The organism is Flavobacterium sp. N502536 (assembly GCF_025947345.1).
In the GTDB taxonomy this organism is placed as follows: domain Bacteria; phylum Bacteroidota; class Bacteroidia; order Flavobacteriales; family Flavobacteriaceae; genus Flavobacterium.
In genome coordinates this window covers 2,769,928-2,785,866 of sequence record NZ_CP110011.1, presented here as the reverse complement: position 1 = coordinate 2,785,866, position 15,939 = coordinate 2,769,928, and the positions used below count along the sequence as shown (strand labels likewise).

10 protein-coding genes and 1 tRNA gene are annotated in these 15,939 nt (G+C 35.8%); 5 read left to right on the top strand and 6 right to left on the bottom strand.

Annotated elements, in window-relative coordinates; all coding sequences use genetic code 11:
- Positions 1 to 69 precede the first annotated feature (69 nt).
- The 4 genes from OLM61_RS12045 to OLM61_RS12030 all read left to right on the top strand — a co-directional run bounded on the left by OLM61_RS12045 (position 70) and on the right by OLM61_RS12030 (position 4,885).
- Positions 70 to 2,460, top strand: coding sequence for an outer membrane beta-barrel family protein (locus OLM61_RS12045; protein WP_264522928.1), 2,391 nt, complete (start codon positions 70 to 72; stop codon positions 2,458 to 2,460).
- Positions 2,461 to 2,638: 178 nt separating this feature from the next.
- Positions 2,639 to 4,168 carry an ArnT family glycosyltransferase gene (locus OLM61_RS12040; protein ID WP_264522927.1) on the top strand — a complete coding sequence of 510 codons (1,530 nt, stop codon included), beginning with the start codon at positions 2,639 to 2,641 and terminating at the stop codon, positions 4,166 to 4,168.
- Positions 4,161 to 4,685, top strand: a complete 525-nt coding sequence (locus tag OLM61_RS12035; RefSeq protein ID WP_264522926.1) for a DUF4269 domain-containing protein — start codon at positions 4,161 to 4,163, stop codon at positions 4,683 to 4,685. Before OLM61_RS12040 ends, OLM61_RS12035 begins: the two co-directional genes overlap by 8 nt.
- A gap of 127 nt (positions 4,686 to 4,812) precedes the next feature.
- Positions 4,813 to 4,885 (top strand) — tRNA-Met (locus OLM61_RS12030).
- 335 nt (positions 4,886 to 5,220) lie between these two features.
- Here OLM61_RS12030 and OLM61_RS12025 read toward each other — a convergent pair.
- The 5 genes from OLM61_RS12025 to OLM61_RS12005 form a co-directional block, all read right to left on the bottom strand.
- On the bottom strand, positions 5,221 to 6,072 hold the full coding sequence (locus OLM61_RS12025) for an outer membrane beta-barrel protein (RefSeq protein ID WP_264522925.1): 852 nt from the start codon (positions 6,070 to 6,072) through the stop codon (positions 5,221 to 5,223).
- 50 nt (positions 6,073 to 6,122) lie between these two features.
- Positions 6,123 to 9,224, bottom strand: coding sequence for a T9SS type A sorting domain-containing protein (locus OLM61_RS12020; RefSeq protein ID WP_264522924.1), 3,102 nt, complete (start codon positions 9,222 to 9,224; stop codon positions 6,123 to 6,125).
- A 691-nt stretch (positions 9,225 to 9,915) separates the two neighbouring features.
- Complete coding sequence (locus OLM61_RS12015; protein WP_264522923.1) at positions 9,916 to 10,545, bottom strand: tetratricopeptide repeat protein; 630 nt, start codon at positions 10,543 to 10,545, stop codon at positions 9,916 to 9,918.
- A gap of 181 nt (positions 10,546 to 10,726) precedes the next feature.
- Positions 10,727 to 11,053 (bottom strand): hypothetical protein, encoded by a 327-nt coding sequence (locus tag OLM61_RS12010; protein WP_264522922.1) that lies wholly within the window; start codon positions 11,051 to 11,053, stop codon positions 10,727 to 10,729.
- 408 nt (positions 11,054 to 11,461) lie between these two features.
- Positions 11,462 to 12,010: a hypothetical protein gene (locus OLM61_RS12005; RefSeq protein WP_264522921.1), complete on the bottom strand. Its 549-nt coding sequence runs from the start codon at positions 12,008 to 12,010 to the stop codon at positions 11,462 to 11,464.
- A 137-nt stretch (positions 12,011 to 12,147) separates the two neighbouring features.
- Between OLM61_RS12005 and OLM61_RS12000 the strand changes: the two genes are divergently transcribed.
- Complete coding sequence (locus OLM61_RS12000) at positions 12,148 to 13,038, top strand: winged helix-turn-helix domain-containing protein (RefSeq protein WP_264522920.1); 891 nt, start codon at positions 12,148 to 12,150, stop codon at positions 13,036 to 13,038.
- A 316-nt stretch (positions 13,039 to 13,354) separates the two neighbouring features.
- Here the strand turns inward: OLM61_RS12000 and OLM61_RS11995 are convergent, their stop codons facing one another.
- Positions 13,355 to 15,367, bottom strand: coding sequence for a M13 family metallopeptidase (locus OLM61_RS11995; RefSeq protein ID WP_264522919.1), 2,013 nt, complete (start codon positions 15,365 to 15,367; stop codon positions 13,355 to 13,357).
- Positions 15,368 to 15,939: the final 572 nt, after the last annotated feature.

Here is a 15,939-nt window from a genome sequence, read left to right as displayed (position 1 = left end):
GGGTTTGTCGATAAAAGTAGTTTTCGGCCTCTTTTCAGTGCAGTTTTGCAGTGTAATTAATCTAAAACCATGAAAAATATTAGCCTTTTAGTACTTGCCTTTTTATATCAAACGTATTCTTTTGGTCAGGAATATGAAGTTAAAGGAAAAGTGATCAATCAAAATAAGCGAGCCGTTGAATTTGTAATCAGCGGTTTATTAAACCAACAAAAAACTTTAGCTGCTCAGGCTTCAACTGACAGTTTGGGGAATTTTGTACTGAAAGCTCCAAAAGGAAATTACCGCTTACTACTCGAGCAATTTGGTACTGAATTTATGAACCGTGAAATCACCATAGACCAGAATACCAATCTAGGTACGATTGAAATTAAAGAATCGGTACAGCTGGACGGGGTTACTTTGAAATCGAGAAAAAAACTGATCGAGCAAAAGGTGGATCGACTTGTTTTTAATGTCGAAAATTCGGTAACCGCTACTGGAGGAACGGCTTTAGACGCCTTAAAAGCAACACCTACTGTTAGGGTTCAAAATGAAGCGATTTCGATTGTAGGTAAAGGTGAAATTTTGGTGATGATCGACGATCGTTTGCAAAGAATGCCTCAGGAAGATTTGGCAGCATTTCTTAAATCAATTCCGGCGGATAATATTAAAAGTATTGAAGTGATTACCACTCCTCCGGCAAAATATGACGCAGAAGGTAATAGCGGTCTGATTAATATTAAACTGAAAACGGCAAAAGCCAATTCGTGGAATGCCAATATTGGAACATCCTACACCCAGAAAACATACGCAGGTGGCAACGTTAACGGACTTTTTACGTACAATCACGATAAACTTTCGGTACAGGCTACTGTAAGCAAAGGGAAACAAAAATTACTGACTTCTTCTGAAAGCTCTATTTTTTATACCAATGAGACCTGGAAACAAGAAGTTAAAAACAAATCGACCACAGATGTACTGAGCTTAGGTCTTGGTTTTGACTATAAAGTTACCGACAAATGGAGTACCGGACTCAAATATATGGGCAGTTTTACAGACAAAGTGAACGCAAACAACCCATTTACAACCCGATACAACACTGCGAGCGGAATGGTAGATTCTTATATTACTTCGAATGCCAATGGCGAAAATAATCCAAAGATGAATGCAGTAAACTTCCATAATTCGGTTGCAATCGACAGCTTAGGAAAAAACATTTCAATGGATCTGGACTATTTTGATTATAACAAAAGTGATTCTCGTTTCTTCTCCGGAAATGAATTAGACGGCAGTAAAAATAAGATCCCCGGCGGATTTTTCTCTTCCACCAATTCCAATGTCAATAGCATCCGAAATTACTCGGCCAATATTGATTTCACTTTACCGTACGACTGGGCAAACCTTAGTTTTGGAGCGAAAACTTTCCATACCAATACAAACAACAATCTGGTTGTATACGATCACGAAACCGGAACGCCGGTTTTTAACACCAATCAATCGAATGTTTTTAATTATAAAGAGTACAATCAGGCCTTGTATTTTTCGGGAAGTAAAAAAATAAACTCAAAATGGGAGACTCAAATTGGCTTACGCATCGAAGCGACACAAACCAAAGGATATTCTGAAAATCTGAATCAAACCAACACCAACCATTATGTAAAATTATTTCCAACGGCCTATCTGACGTATGTTCCTAATGAAAATAATTCTTTCTCGTTAAACTACAGTCGAAGAATCCGCAGACCTGATTTTGATTATTTAAATCCTTTTGTAGTTAAAACGAGCCCTTACTTTTATGCTGAAGGAAATCCTTATTTGAAACCTTCACTGATTGATAATTTTGAGTTTTCGTTTATCCGAAATCAAAAATGGGTAAGTTCTGTTTATTTCTCTCAGGTTTCAGATTTTGGACAGGAATTATCGATCATTGATCCGAATACAAATGTTACGAGAAACACGCCTTTAAACTATGCCAATACCTATCAGATCGGTCTTTCTACCTCATACAATTTCAACAAATGGTCGTGGTGGAACAGCTTCACCGGATTCAATTTAAACTATCAAAATGTAAAATCAAAAACCGCTTTTATTCAGTCAATCGATGGTTATAACGGATACCTTTACAGCAATAACGATTTTACGATCAACAGCAACAAAACACTATTTCTGGGTTTAAATTATGGTTTACAACTGCCTGGACGTTACCAAATTTTTAATATTTCGACTTTGCATATTCTTGATATTTCGGTGAAACTGCTCACTTTCAACAAAAATCTTTCTGTTACCTTCATTGGCGAAGACTTACTAAATGCGCAAAAACCGCTAATTTCCTATAGTTCAAACGACATTAAGACCAATGTAAAAAGCTATAGTGACAGCAGAGGGTTCCGAATTTCGCTGAGTTATAAATTCGGGAATCAAAACATCAAAGCAAAACAAAGAGATTTTGGAAATGAGGAAGAAAGAAGCAGAGCCAACTAACCATCTTTTGAATTTCATACAAAGCTTCAGATTTCTCTGGAGCTTTTTTGCATTTACGCCAAATTTCAAAAATCACCCTTTGTCCTCCATCTAAAATAAACTTATATTAGCTTTAAATTTAAACGATTACAAAAAATATCCGACCAGAAAATTACCGCTTAAAAAACCAAAAACTACCATGACCAAAAAAACTGCCATTTTACTCGGGTTTATCGCCTTAAAATTTATACTGCAATATCTCTTAATAAGTCCTGAATATGATTTGCAACGCGACGAATACCTGCATCTTGATCAGGCACATCATTTGGCATGGGGCTATTTATCCGTTCCTCCGGTGACTTCATGGATTTCTTATCTGATTCTTTTACTTGGAAATTCCGTTTTCTGGGTCAAGTTTTTCCCGGCGCTTTTTGGCGCTTTGACACTTGTGGTGGTCTGGAAAACTATTGAAACTTTGAAAGGAAATGTATACGCCCTGATTTTAGGTGCAACCTGCGTTTTGTTTTCATCGTTATTGCGAATCAATATCCTGTACCAGCCCAATTCGCTAGACATCTTATGCTGGACTTCTTTTTATTATGTGATCATTCAATACATTACGACCGAAAACAAAAAATGGTTTTACATTGGCGCTGTCGTTTTTGCCTTCGGTTTTCTGAATAAATACAACATACTGTTTCTCCTTATTGGCCTCTTACCTGCTCTTTTACTCTCCAATCAAAGAAAAATATTCGCAGAGAAAAAACTCTATTGGGCACTGATTTTAGGACTTGTACTGATTTTACCTAATCTTTTATGGCAATACAACAACCACTTCCCTATTGTGCATCATATGAAGGAACTGGCCGAAACACAGCTTGTTAATGTGGATCGAATGGAATTTTTGAAAAAGCAATTGTTATTTTTTATCGGTTCTTTCTTTGTACTTCTTGCTGCTTTGTATGCCTTGCTTTTCTACAAACCTTTCGAAAAATACAGATTCTTTTTTGCTTCGATCATTTTTACACTGATTGTTTTTCTGTATTTCAAAGCCAAAGCTTACTATGCCATTGGTCTGTATCCTGTATATATCGCTTTTGGAGCTGTTTTTCTTTCTCAGGCACTGCAAACAGGCTGGAAACGTTATCTGAAACCCGTTTTCATCATCATCCCATTATTACTTTTTATCCCCATGTACGACTTCGCTTTCCCAAATAAAAGTCCGGAGTATATCATAAAAAATCCGGAGAAATATCGAAAAATGGGAATGTTGAAATGGGAAGATGGAAAAGAGCATGCGCTGCCACAGGATTTTGCCGATATGTTGGGTTGGAAAGAACTCGCCCGCAAAACAGACTCTGTTTATGCGTTAATTCCAAATCCCGAAACAACTCTGGTACTTTGCGATAATTACGGACAGGCCGGAGCCATAAACTATTACTCTAAAAAAGGAATCAAAGCGGTGTCTTTTAATGCCGATTACCTCAATTGGTTTGTTCTTGATGTGCCCTACAAAAACGTCATCCGAATTAAAAACTCTTGGGAAAGAACGGATGAACTTAAGGAAACCAGTCCTTTCTTTGAGTCTTCCCGTATTGCAGGCGAAATCACTAATAAATATGCAAGAGAGTCCGGAGCCACTATTTTTGTTTTCACAAATGCCAAAATCGACATCAACAAAAGACTCAAAGCTGAAATTAAAGAAGAAACGGATTATAGTAATGATTGATTTTACCACTATCGACTATCTAAAAAACGGAAATCACAAACAAATTGAGGCCCACAAAATCCTGACTCAACATAAGATTTTGGATGATCTTGTTGCGTTTGATCCAATTTTGGCAGGCACGATCCCAATTGCTATCGATATTGAAAACAGTGATCTGGATATTATCTGTTACTGGAAAAACAAAACTGAATTTATCGAAAAACTCAACGCCGCCTTCGGAAGTAAAGACAATTATACCATCCGGGAAGCGATAATCGATCGCAAAGAATCTATTATTGTGAATTTTAAAATAGGCGCTTTTGAAATTGAGATCTTTGGGCAAAACATTCCAACCATAGAGCAGAATGCGTATCGACACATGGTCATAGAATATCAAATTTTGCAATCAAAAGGCGAAAATTTCCGATTAGAGATCATCAAACTCAAACAAAACGGCTACAAAACCGAGCCCGCTTTTGCTTTTTTATTAGGCTTAAAAGGCGATCCATACGCCGAATTACTGAAGTACAACATCTAAGCCGCTTCAACACAAAACACAAATAACTAAAAACCAGTAACTTAAAATTAAAAGCCACATATTTAAAAATAATTCCGAAATTCCTTTGTATAACCGTATTTACTGTGTATCTTTGCACCCGAAACATCGCGGGATAGAGCAGTAGGCAGCTCGTCGGGCTCATAACCCGAAGGTCACAGGTTCGAGTCCTGTTCCCGCTACTAAGAAAACACCACTTGAAAAAGCTGGTGTTTTTTTTTTATTTCAAAACGAAAACTGGCGGACTCATATCCGCCGCGGCGGACAAAGGTTCGAGTCTTCGCCGCGGCGAACTACTAAGTAAAAAACACCCCTTATAACAAGTGGTGTTTTTTTTTATTTAAGATAGGAACGAAAAAAGTCACGAGACTTTGAGATGTTTCGTATTTAAAATTATATAAAAAAAATTACGCAAAGTCAGAGACATTTGCGCAACTTTTCATGGGAAACTCTTCGCGAAGCGGGTCAGCCTCTACTTTTAACATCTTTTAGCAACTACCCATACAATATTCAACCGCTAACGAATTGCAAATCGTAGTTTAAGCCCAAGAGAAACTAATCTCACGTCATTAGCAAATGGAGAATCTAATATAGAATTATGCTTTGATTGAACAGGTAGCTCTGCATTGTATTGTACCAGATAGCTCCCCGTGTTTTTATCAAAAATATTTTTCAATCCATAATCCAGATAGGCACCTATATAGATGGCACTTTTTTTGCCCATTTTTTGTTTAACTCCGGTTTCAAAAGTAGCAGAATAGGAAACTTCAGTTTTAAGATCCTGTTTTCTCGTTTCCACATTATTGGTACTAGCAAATCCGGCAAAGGCAGGCTCAAACAATTCAACATTGTATTGCGGATAATAACCACTTGTTCTCAGATTTTGTATAGTCGACTGATAGCTCCCATTGATCTCGAAGCCTATTTTTGCTCCAGCCGCCAGATACAATTGGGTCGTTCCGGGAGTCTCAAATTGAATTTGTATTGGAATATTTACATACCTTAACTTTTGCTCTTCTCTAATATTTGTTGCCCTGTATCTGAATTGAAAAGACTCTTTTTCATAGTCAGTAGTTGTATACTGTCCTGAAAGAAATGGAGATTTAAAATCTGAATTGTAAGTTTGATATTCCGCACCTATCCCGACACTTAAAGTTTCACTCAAATAGTAAGCATATCGCAGACTGGCACTAAATCCGTTTCCTTCTACCACTTCACCTGCAGCCTGATAACTCAGAAAAGATGATGGACAACCAACAGAAATTGAAAACTCCTGTTTTTTATCCTGACCATAGCTTCTTAGGACAGCACCTAAAACTAGTATAATCACTGCTATTAAAGTTATATAGTTTATTATACACTTTTTCATCTTAAGATTATTTTATGCCAGTGTAATCTTTGAAGAAACACTGGCAGATTTTATTTATTTACAATTACTTTCAGTGTTTTTTTGGTATTAGCAGTTTCAATAAGCACAAGATACATATTACTCTCTGTAGCAGAAGGTAATTGAATTTCAGTTTTTACTGTTGATGATTTTATTGTTTTGACCAATTGACCAGATACTGTGTATAAACTTATCTGCATATTCTCCAGCTCCTCTACAGGATAGTCAACTTCAACCGTTACCATCTTTCCGGCTTCAGCCGGATTTGGATAAACTCGCGCACCAGCTGAATTCTGCAATACAATCTTAGCTGTACAAGTCTGCAACACTTTCCCTTCTTTAGTTGTCATTTTCACCATATAATCAGCAATTGTATCAGATGTACTATTTACACTCTCCCCCGCCAAATAATATTGATCTGTCCCTACAGACTTACCATTTTTAAACCATTCGTAGGCCACAAACTCATATCCTCCATTTGTTTGAGGGTTATTATTTACCAGAAGGGTACTATTAAATTTCTGACGGACAATATCAAAAAAATCAAAAGTCTTTAACACTTCAAGAGTATATATTTTAACAACAGTTCCATCTTCTGAGACTACCTTGATATCCTGATTATAAATTCCTGGTCTTGACAACTGAATAGTAAAACTTGACGAAGGGCTAATAGTTGCGTTTGATTCATTTACCACAGAAACAGTAAGGCTATTTTCTGCTTCACATTCTGTAAAATAAGTGTTCTTTTGTGAAGGATTATTGTAAACCAAATTACCAATCGCGAGTTTTGCAATATCTGCGTTATTGTTTTGTATTAACAGAGTTTGAGAAACGGCTGCAGCAGGTAAATAATCACTATCACCATCCTGATGTGCTGTTATTACTACCTGACCCGACCTGAGCATGCTTACTAAACCTGATGCTGAAACATTTGCTGGTGGCTGAGAAGATGTATAGACAAAAGAATAGCGAATTGGTAAACCAGAGTCCGAAACAGCCTCTAAAGTGAAGTTATTATTTGCTCCAAGACTTTTAACCGGTAAACTGTCAAAAGTAATTCGTTGCAAAGCTTTTGCCTTATCAATAATAAGTTTCGCTGTTAGCATAATTGGAGAACAATTAGTTCCTGCCGTCGGGGATACCACAGCGGTAATAGTATATATTCCCACATTTTTGGCACTATTAAGACTCCCTGTTTCCGGTGAAATTGAATAAACTACTTTAGCCCCATCAGGAAGTCCAACCACCTGATTAGCATGAAAACCTCCATCAAAAGTATAAGTAGCATCATTAAACATTACCAAATCCAGAGGAGAAGCAACAACATTAACCGTTTGATTTTGTGTCGCACTATTTCCATTACCATCATTATAAATCCATGTAATGATATAACTGCCAACAGCGTTGTAGTTTAACAAACTGGTAGTTGTCGCGTTAATATTTCCAGCGCAGTTGTCTGTTGCCGTCGGAATTATAATCTCCGAAGACTGAATAGCACAATAACTTGTGATTGTTGGGAGATCCGCTACATTAGGTATAGGAGCTGTTGTATCCGAACTCAATAATATAACTGCTGTTTCTTTCAAAGTGCATCCGTTTAAATCGGTTATAATCACACTATATGTTCCAGGGCTTAAACCCGTTTCTGTAGCAGTGACTCCTCCTGATGTCTCCCATAAATAAGTATAAGGAGGTGTCCCGTTAGCAACTTTTACGGTAACCCATCCATCAGATTCTGTACCACAAGCAGTAGCTGGCTTACTTTCAATCGAAGCTGTCATACCGGCTATCGGCTGTAATATATTAAATATTTTAGTCGCTTGACAAAAATGGCTATCGGTTACCGTTACAGTATAAGTTCCTGCTGTTAAACCAGTAGCAGTGGCCTCATTTCCTCCAGACGGCAACCAAGAATAACTGTACGGCGGAGTACCTCCAGTCACACTAACTCCGGCTTCACCATCAGCATCTCCAAAACAAAACACATTTTTCTGTATTCCTTTTCCTAAATCGAGTCCCGTCGGTTCACTTATTACAAAGTTTTGTACTATTTGCGTCCCTTCAGCATCAGTAACCACTACTTTGTAATTGCCGGGCATCAACCCGGTAGCCGAAGATTCATTTCCACCCAATGGCGTCCACAGATAAGAATAGGGTGTCCTGCCTCCGGATACACTTACCGAAGAGGAACCATTAGCTCTGCCGGCACAAGAAACATTAGTTGATGTAGCTGCAGAAACCCCAAAGGTCGCTGTTGTAGTAAAGGAGTAAACAGCCCCATAATTAATTCCTCCACTGTTTTTTGCATATGCCCTGTAATAAATGAGACTTAAGGGTGGAAATCCGGAAACTACATCACTAAAAACTCCAGTACCGGTACCTATTGGGAATTTAGTATCCGAAATGGTCGGATTTACTACTGATGTTGACCACACGATTCCTCTTTCAATATTTGCATCACCACCATCAGCCGTTACATCCCCTCCCATATCAGCTTTAAGCGATCCAGTATTTTTAGCTGTTGTTGTAATTACAGTAGGTGCCTCTATACCATTTGCAAAATTAAAATCATCTATAGAAAAGTAATCATAATTGTTACTTAATTTAATTTCAAGCGTATCTATAATAAAAATACTATTATCCACGCCTCCTTCGGTATCAAAATCGACTAGAAAAAAACCTTTATGAGGTGAAGCATCTCCGATATTACCCCCAGTCGTATTCTTTGTCACAGTAAACTTTGTAACTCCTTTAAATTTTCCAACAAATGTGATCGCCCCTGATAAACCATCACTAGTAGCACCAGGATAAAAAGTATGAACACCGGTTACATATATCCACAAGCTATTTACTTTAAAATCGGTTTTGGAAGCAGAAATAGTGCCGCTTTGTCCGAAAGATTCGGTAGAGATAGCGTCTTCTACGTGAATAAACTTATTTGAATTATTATTTCCCAAATTGTCAAATTGAACCACCTTAAAAACACGATAGCTACTGCTTAAGTCAAATGTTTTGCCTGCACTTGTAAAACTAGTCGCCTCATTGGTCTGATTTTCGAATGTTTCTACAATTTGAGCAGACAGGTGCTGCATTGCAAATAGCAACAAGGCTAATAATAAGTAAAGTTTCTTCATAAATTATCGGTTTTTAATTAATTTCATTAGTCGTTTTATACTCTGATTCAAATTAATAAGCCTATCCCTTAAAAAAAATACACAATACAACTCTAATAGAATAAAAAGTATTTTTTTTATAACAAAAAAGGCAACAAACTACATTTAAATAAATGATTGTCAAAATTTTAACCAAAAACAAACCATATTAACAGTTTGCTAAAGTACCGATTTTACTTTATTCAAAGACGAATTCCAAAAAGATTCTGACAAAATAATATCTTTTGGGATTCTTTCTTTTCAAATCTCTTTCAAACAAAACCCTCTAATAAATCAATTTTCAATCGAAACTTAAAAATAAAAAAGCAGCACTTTAATATTTTTAAGTGCTGCTTTTTGTTTTATATCTCTCACCCTGAAATAAGCAATCAAGGCAAAAAGGGAGTGCGAAGTTGGGAGACATTCACTGCTTTCTAAAAACTTCTTCGGGAAGCAGTAAACATTGCCGAAGCTTTTCATGTAAACACTTCGGAGAACCAGGTTACATTCTTGATTCTGAAAAAATAGCAGGTAACGCTCTGGCACTACAGCAAGTTTAGACCTAAGTTAAGCTCTATTCTTGGATTTGCCAAATCATCCCAATTACAAAACCAACTTGCCATTAAGCCAATTGCCCAAATCCGTTGTAGCACCTGTTAGCGGTAGTTTTTATTTACTTTCTAGAATTTTGGTCTAGCCAATCTACTCTTTCAGTTACCACACCAAGTGTTTTATGGTATCTCAGTCCTGAAATTTCAGCGTTTGCATTTTGTTCTGCTAGCTCTGCATAATGCTTCGCTTTATCTTGTCTATTGTTATGTTTATTTACTATTGATAAAATAGAATTCACTTTATATTTCACTATCGGAAACAAAAGTCCTGAATATCGTTCAAGTAATATGTTTTCAACATCATCAAATTTTTCTATGTTGTTGGTTTTGATAATCAGCTCTGAATAATCTAAGTATGCTTGTGTTTTAACATTGGGATAAATTTGTTCAAAATCAAGTGCTTGCTTATAGTAGTCAATTGCAATTTTATAGTCATTGAGTTGTTGGTAAATATTGCCAAGAGCGTGCAAAGCAGAACCTTTATTAAAATTGTCGTTTGGATATTCCGCCAGCATTTTATTGAGCAAAGTTTCAGCAATGGCCAATAGTTTTTTGTCGTTGGTGTAAACTAATTCAATGGCTTGTATTTTTAAATATTGAGCTCGTCCATCTTTTCTTGCTCGTCCCAGTTTTGCAAAGAATTCTTCTTCGTCAATTTTCGTCCAAGTTTTTCGTCTATACCAATCTATCATTTCTATTAATTGTTAAGTTTCTTTCGTGGCAAAATTACCGTCAACGTTCTGGTATTACAGCGGGTTTTGAACTAAATTAAGTCCTATTTTCGCAATTGCCAAATTATTCCAATTACAAAACCAACTTTTCTTTAAGCCAATTACCCAAATTCATTGTAGTAGGCTGTTAATAGTAGTCCGTTTACTCCTCGAAGCTTTCAATTTTCATTTGCATTGCATTTAACAATTCTCGCATGTCATCACCAAAGTATCTTGGTAGTAAAAACTCATCGTAAATAATTGCTCTTCCAAACCCAGTACTGTTTTCTCCTCCAGTTAAAAGTTCAAAAACTTCCCAATTTGCTCTAATATGATAACTCGCAAGACTTATTACATTATCAACTTGTCTTTCGGCATTGTCACGATTTTTTTTGTTTTTTCCATTTCTATATGCTAGATAAGCAGACAAGAAATCCGAATGGGTTCGACTTAGAATGTTGTATAAATTTTCCCACTGTTTTTTATTCATGAATTTTTATTTTAATTAACTTAAATTCTCCCAATTTTCAGTGAATTATCCCTAATCTATTTTATATATGTGACAAAACCACACAAATTTACCCAAATTAAGATATATATTATAAGTATTATATTTTTTTTCATCGTAAATCAAATAATCCTATAATCATCTTCAAAAAACTCGTTAGATATTTGAATGCTTCCCGCTACTAGATAAAACACCACTTGAAAAAGCTGGTGTTTTTTTTATTTCAAAACGAAAACAGATGGACTCATATCCGCCGCCGCGGACACAGGTTCGAGTCTTCGCCGCGGCGAACTACTAAGACAAAGCTTCAGAGAAATCTGAAGCTTTTGTTTCTTAAATAAAAAAGTCACAACAAAGCGTAAATTTTGAATGTCTTTCGTAATTTATTTACTAGCAACCGTCTTTAGGAAGTTTACGTTTATAAATTATCCTGCCATCTCGTTCTACATAATCACCCGATATTATTGGGTAAGAATACTTAGGAGTATGCGATACGCTATGGCTTTTTATAATTATTCTGTCGTTAACTTTTAGACCATGTAATTGCCAAAATCCATCGTCATTAAAGTTTTCTGGCCCAAAACTAAGTATATAATCATCCCCTTTAATCCTTACCATTACCCCGAAACCTAATTTTGAGTCAGGTGGAAGAGAAAGCGAGGTTATAATTCCATCCATTTTGGTATAATCATAAATGGACTTCCTTATTTTAGTTTCACTGGCATACACTTTTTTACCTGCCGGAGACTCTTCCCATTTTTTGTACACAGTACCATCCGGCGTAGCCTTCCATTTATTCAATGCAATTTTCCTCTCAGTAATAGAGATTGGTTTTTGAGTTAATTTTTTAGAAGTTTCACTTTTATTTTCACGATTTGCAAATACCAGTCCGCTTACCACAACCAGCGATAAGATCAGCGCATAAATGATTTTTTTCATGTTCTTTTTGGTTTAATTAATAACATAGTTATATCTCTCTTTAAAGTTTATACGGCTAAATTACTTTGACATTTTCCGGTTTAATAGATTTAAATTGTAAATAAAAATGTAAACTTTGTAAATAAAACATTGACAATATGCTTAATAGCCAAAAACTTCTTTATGGAAAACGCAGATACCTGTTTACACTAATAGTATTCTTGTCTATCTCTGTAATCTGTGTGGCTTTGGATATGGGAGATGGTAATGATTTTGATATTTCCAGAAGAGAAGTTTTACTCCGCAAGATCGGTCACGAACTACTTTTACAGTCGGGTGATAGTACATCAAGGGTACTTCCTGTAAAAAAGATTGCCGAAAATGAATATCAAATCAATTTTGAGAATGACTTTACTTTTCAGCCAGATTCTCTACTAAATATTACCAGTCGTTTTTTGGACAAAGCTCCCGGCTCAAGTAATTATATTGTTAATGTTCTTAATTGTGACAATGGTAGCGTAACTTATGGATACGCTATCTCAAAAAATAAGAAAGATGATATTGTAGCTTGTATCGGAAGAAAACAGCCCAAAACATGTTACAGGATTAACATTAAGTTTAAACCAACAGGTATTATTACAGCAAAAAACGGATATCTTCTCGGGGGACTTTCATTTTTAGCATTTGTTGGATTTATTTTTTTGAAATCAGTTAAACCTCGAAAACATTTACCCGAAAGTCGACACGCTACTACATTCACTTTGGGCTCAGTATTGTTCAATGCAAATGATCGCAAGCTTATCATCAATGAAAAGACAATAGACCTGACTGTTACAGAAACCCGTGTATTGCTCATTTTTGCATTGTCACCCAACAAGACCATAGAAAGAAGCCGACTGCAAAAAGAGATATGGGAAGATGAAGGCGTTATTGTGGGCCGTAGTCTGGATATGTTCATATCAAAACTTAGAAAAAAACTGGAAAATGATCCGAACATCAAAATTGTCGTTGTACGCGGCAAAGGATATAAGCTTGATATCCCTTTCTAATTTGAGTATAATATCTGACAAAAAAGACATTTCTATGAGATGTTTTTTATCTTTGAAATTAAGGCTTTTAGTCCGGATAACTTTATCTTTAATTCTTATTCCTATGTGGAAATATTAAATTAAGAAATAATCATTTCTAAAAAATATCAAAAATAAAGCTCCTGAGAAATCTGGAGTTTTTTCCTTTTAAGCTAAATCATAAAAAGTTAGGAGCCTTTTATAAAATTTACAATTTCTAAAAAACCAAAAAAAATGCGCAAAGTTCACAGAGATCTTTGCGCATTTTTTTATAGGGACACTTCAGAGAACAAGTGTATTACCAAATTGTTATTCTGTCTTTCTTCGGTAAAAACATTTTATCTCCGGGTTGTACATTAAAGGCCTCATAAAAAGGTGTAGTATTCATTAAAGTACCATTCACACGCCAAATTGGTGGAGAATGTGGGTTATTATTAATCCACAAACGCAGGAACTCGTCTTTCATTTTTACTCTCCATATTTTGGCTAAAGAAATAAAGAAACGCTGATCTGGAGTATAGCCGTCTATCTTTGTATTTCCTTTTCCTTGTTCGGTCATTTTAAAAGCATCATAAGCAACTGCTAATCCTGCAATATCTGCCGTATTTTCGCCAACGGTCATGGCACCATTAATGTGCAGATCACCCAAAACCGTATAGGTGCTGTACAAATTGATCACCTGTTGTATTCTTGATTTAAACTGTGCATAATCTTCTTTTGTCCACCAATTTTTCAAGTTACCATCCTTGTCATATTGAGCACCCTGATCATCAAAAGTATGGGTTATTTCGTGACCAATCACCATTCCGATACCTCCATAATTAAGTGCATCATCTGCATTATTATCAAAATACGGAGGTTGTAAAATACCCGCAGGAAAAACAATTTCATTTGCAGTAGGGTTATTATAAGCCGTAACGGTTGGAACTGTCGTATACCATTCTGATTTATCGACTGGCTTGCCTAATTTTGCTAATTGAAATTGATAGGCAGCTGTAGCGGCCGAAACCATATTTTCAAAATAGGCGTCTCTGGAAATACGCACCTTGCTATAATCTCTCCATTTATCCGGATATCCTATTTTCTTAGTCATGGCTGCCAATTTTTCTTTTGCTTTTTGCTTTGTAACAGGACTCATCCATTCCAATTTATCAATTCTTACGGCATAGGCTTTTTGCAGATTATTCACGAGGATCAACATGCGTTTTTTAGCCTCTTCCGAAAAATATTTCTTTACGTACAATTCGCCCAGCGCTTCGCCTAAGTAAGCGTCAAGTACACTCGCCATTTTTTCGCCACGTGATTTTTGAACAGCCTGACCCGAAAGCACTTTGGTATATTCAAATGAAGCATCTACAAAAGGTTTACTTAAATCATCGGCATATCTTTCTAAAGAATTTGCTTTTAGGTAAATTTTCCAATTATTAATAGGGATGGATTTTAAAAGCTTATTAAGGGCATCATAATAAGCAGGCTGACCGACATTAATGAAATCGGTTTTAGCGCCTAAAGTATTTAAGAAAGCAGTCCAGCCAATGTTAGGATGTCTTTTTACAAGATCTGTTACCGCTATTTTATTATAATTGGCCTGCACATCACGAAGCTCCACTTTTGTTTTATGCGCAACAGCAAGTTGTTTGTCTATGTCGTAAACCAAATTAGCATTCTTTTTGGCCTCATTGGCATCGCTACCGGTTTGTTGAAATAACGTAGTAAGGTATTTTTTATACGATTCCTGTATCGCAATAGTCGATGAATCCGATTTGAAATAATAGTCCCTATCAGGCAAACCGATACCCGTTTGATAAATTTGAGCAATATTCATACTGCTGTTTTTATCATCGGTTGACACTCCAAAAGCTATAATAGACGAATTGCCAACTTTTACTTCGTTCACCACAAAGTTCATCAAGGACGGTAAATCGCTAATGGCTTCAATTTTGGCAAGCAGGGGTTTGATAGGCGTATAACCACGTTTGTCAATGGTTACAGTATCCATACCGGATGCATAAAAATCTCCTACTTTTTGTGCGATGCTTCCTTCTGGGTTCTTGCTTTGCGAAATACTGTCCAATATCCCTTGCAATCGCATTCGTTGTGGATAATTCATAAACATATAAACACCAACTCCGGCCTGAGATGCAGGTATTGATACAGAATCGTACCACTTACCATTTACATATTTAAAAAAATCATTACCAGGTCGCAATGTGGAATCTATTCCGGTGATAGCAATGTTTTTTTCCTTTTGATGTTTTGAGCACGCTGTAAGAGTTAAGAATGCAATGCAGAGCATTAATGATTTTTTCATAATCTAAATGATTTCTATTAAAATGAACTGAAAAACGTTTGAAAGCAGGTATTTTTTAAAATGTATATGCCTGGCATATTTGATTTTAGCAGAACAATATACGAATTCAGTTTTTAATTTTAAAGTCCTTGTTAAAATTACTACTTAAAAAAACAGAATCATAAGCCGCTATTTATCATTACTATAACCATCCCTGTAGAATTTTTAATGCTAAATCTGAGACATCGAAAAGAAAACAATATTTAAAAACCGGAATAAGAATAGCATTTACCAACACTTGATCGAAGCTACAAATCTAATTTCCCCTTTAACCTGGTCTCTATTTCTTATTTGCATATCCCCTGCATCCCCTGTAAAATCAGTATACGAAACAATGGCTCACAATCACTCGAGAATCTTAACTGTTGATATTGTGTAATATAAACGTTATTTTTTCTAACAAATCTTACAAATTTATTGACTTATTCAAATTACTGTTGTATTTTCGTTCATAACTGTATTTCAATACGCTTCTTCTTCCTACAAGAGAAAAAGTAAAGTAAAACATTCATAAAAAAAAGCAATTATCATAT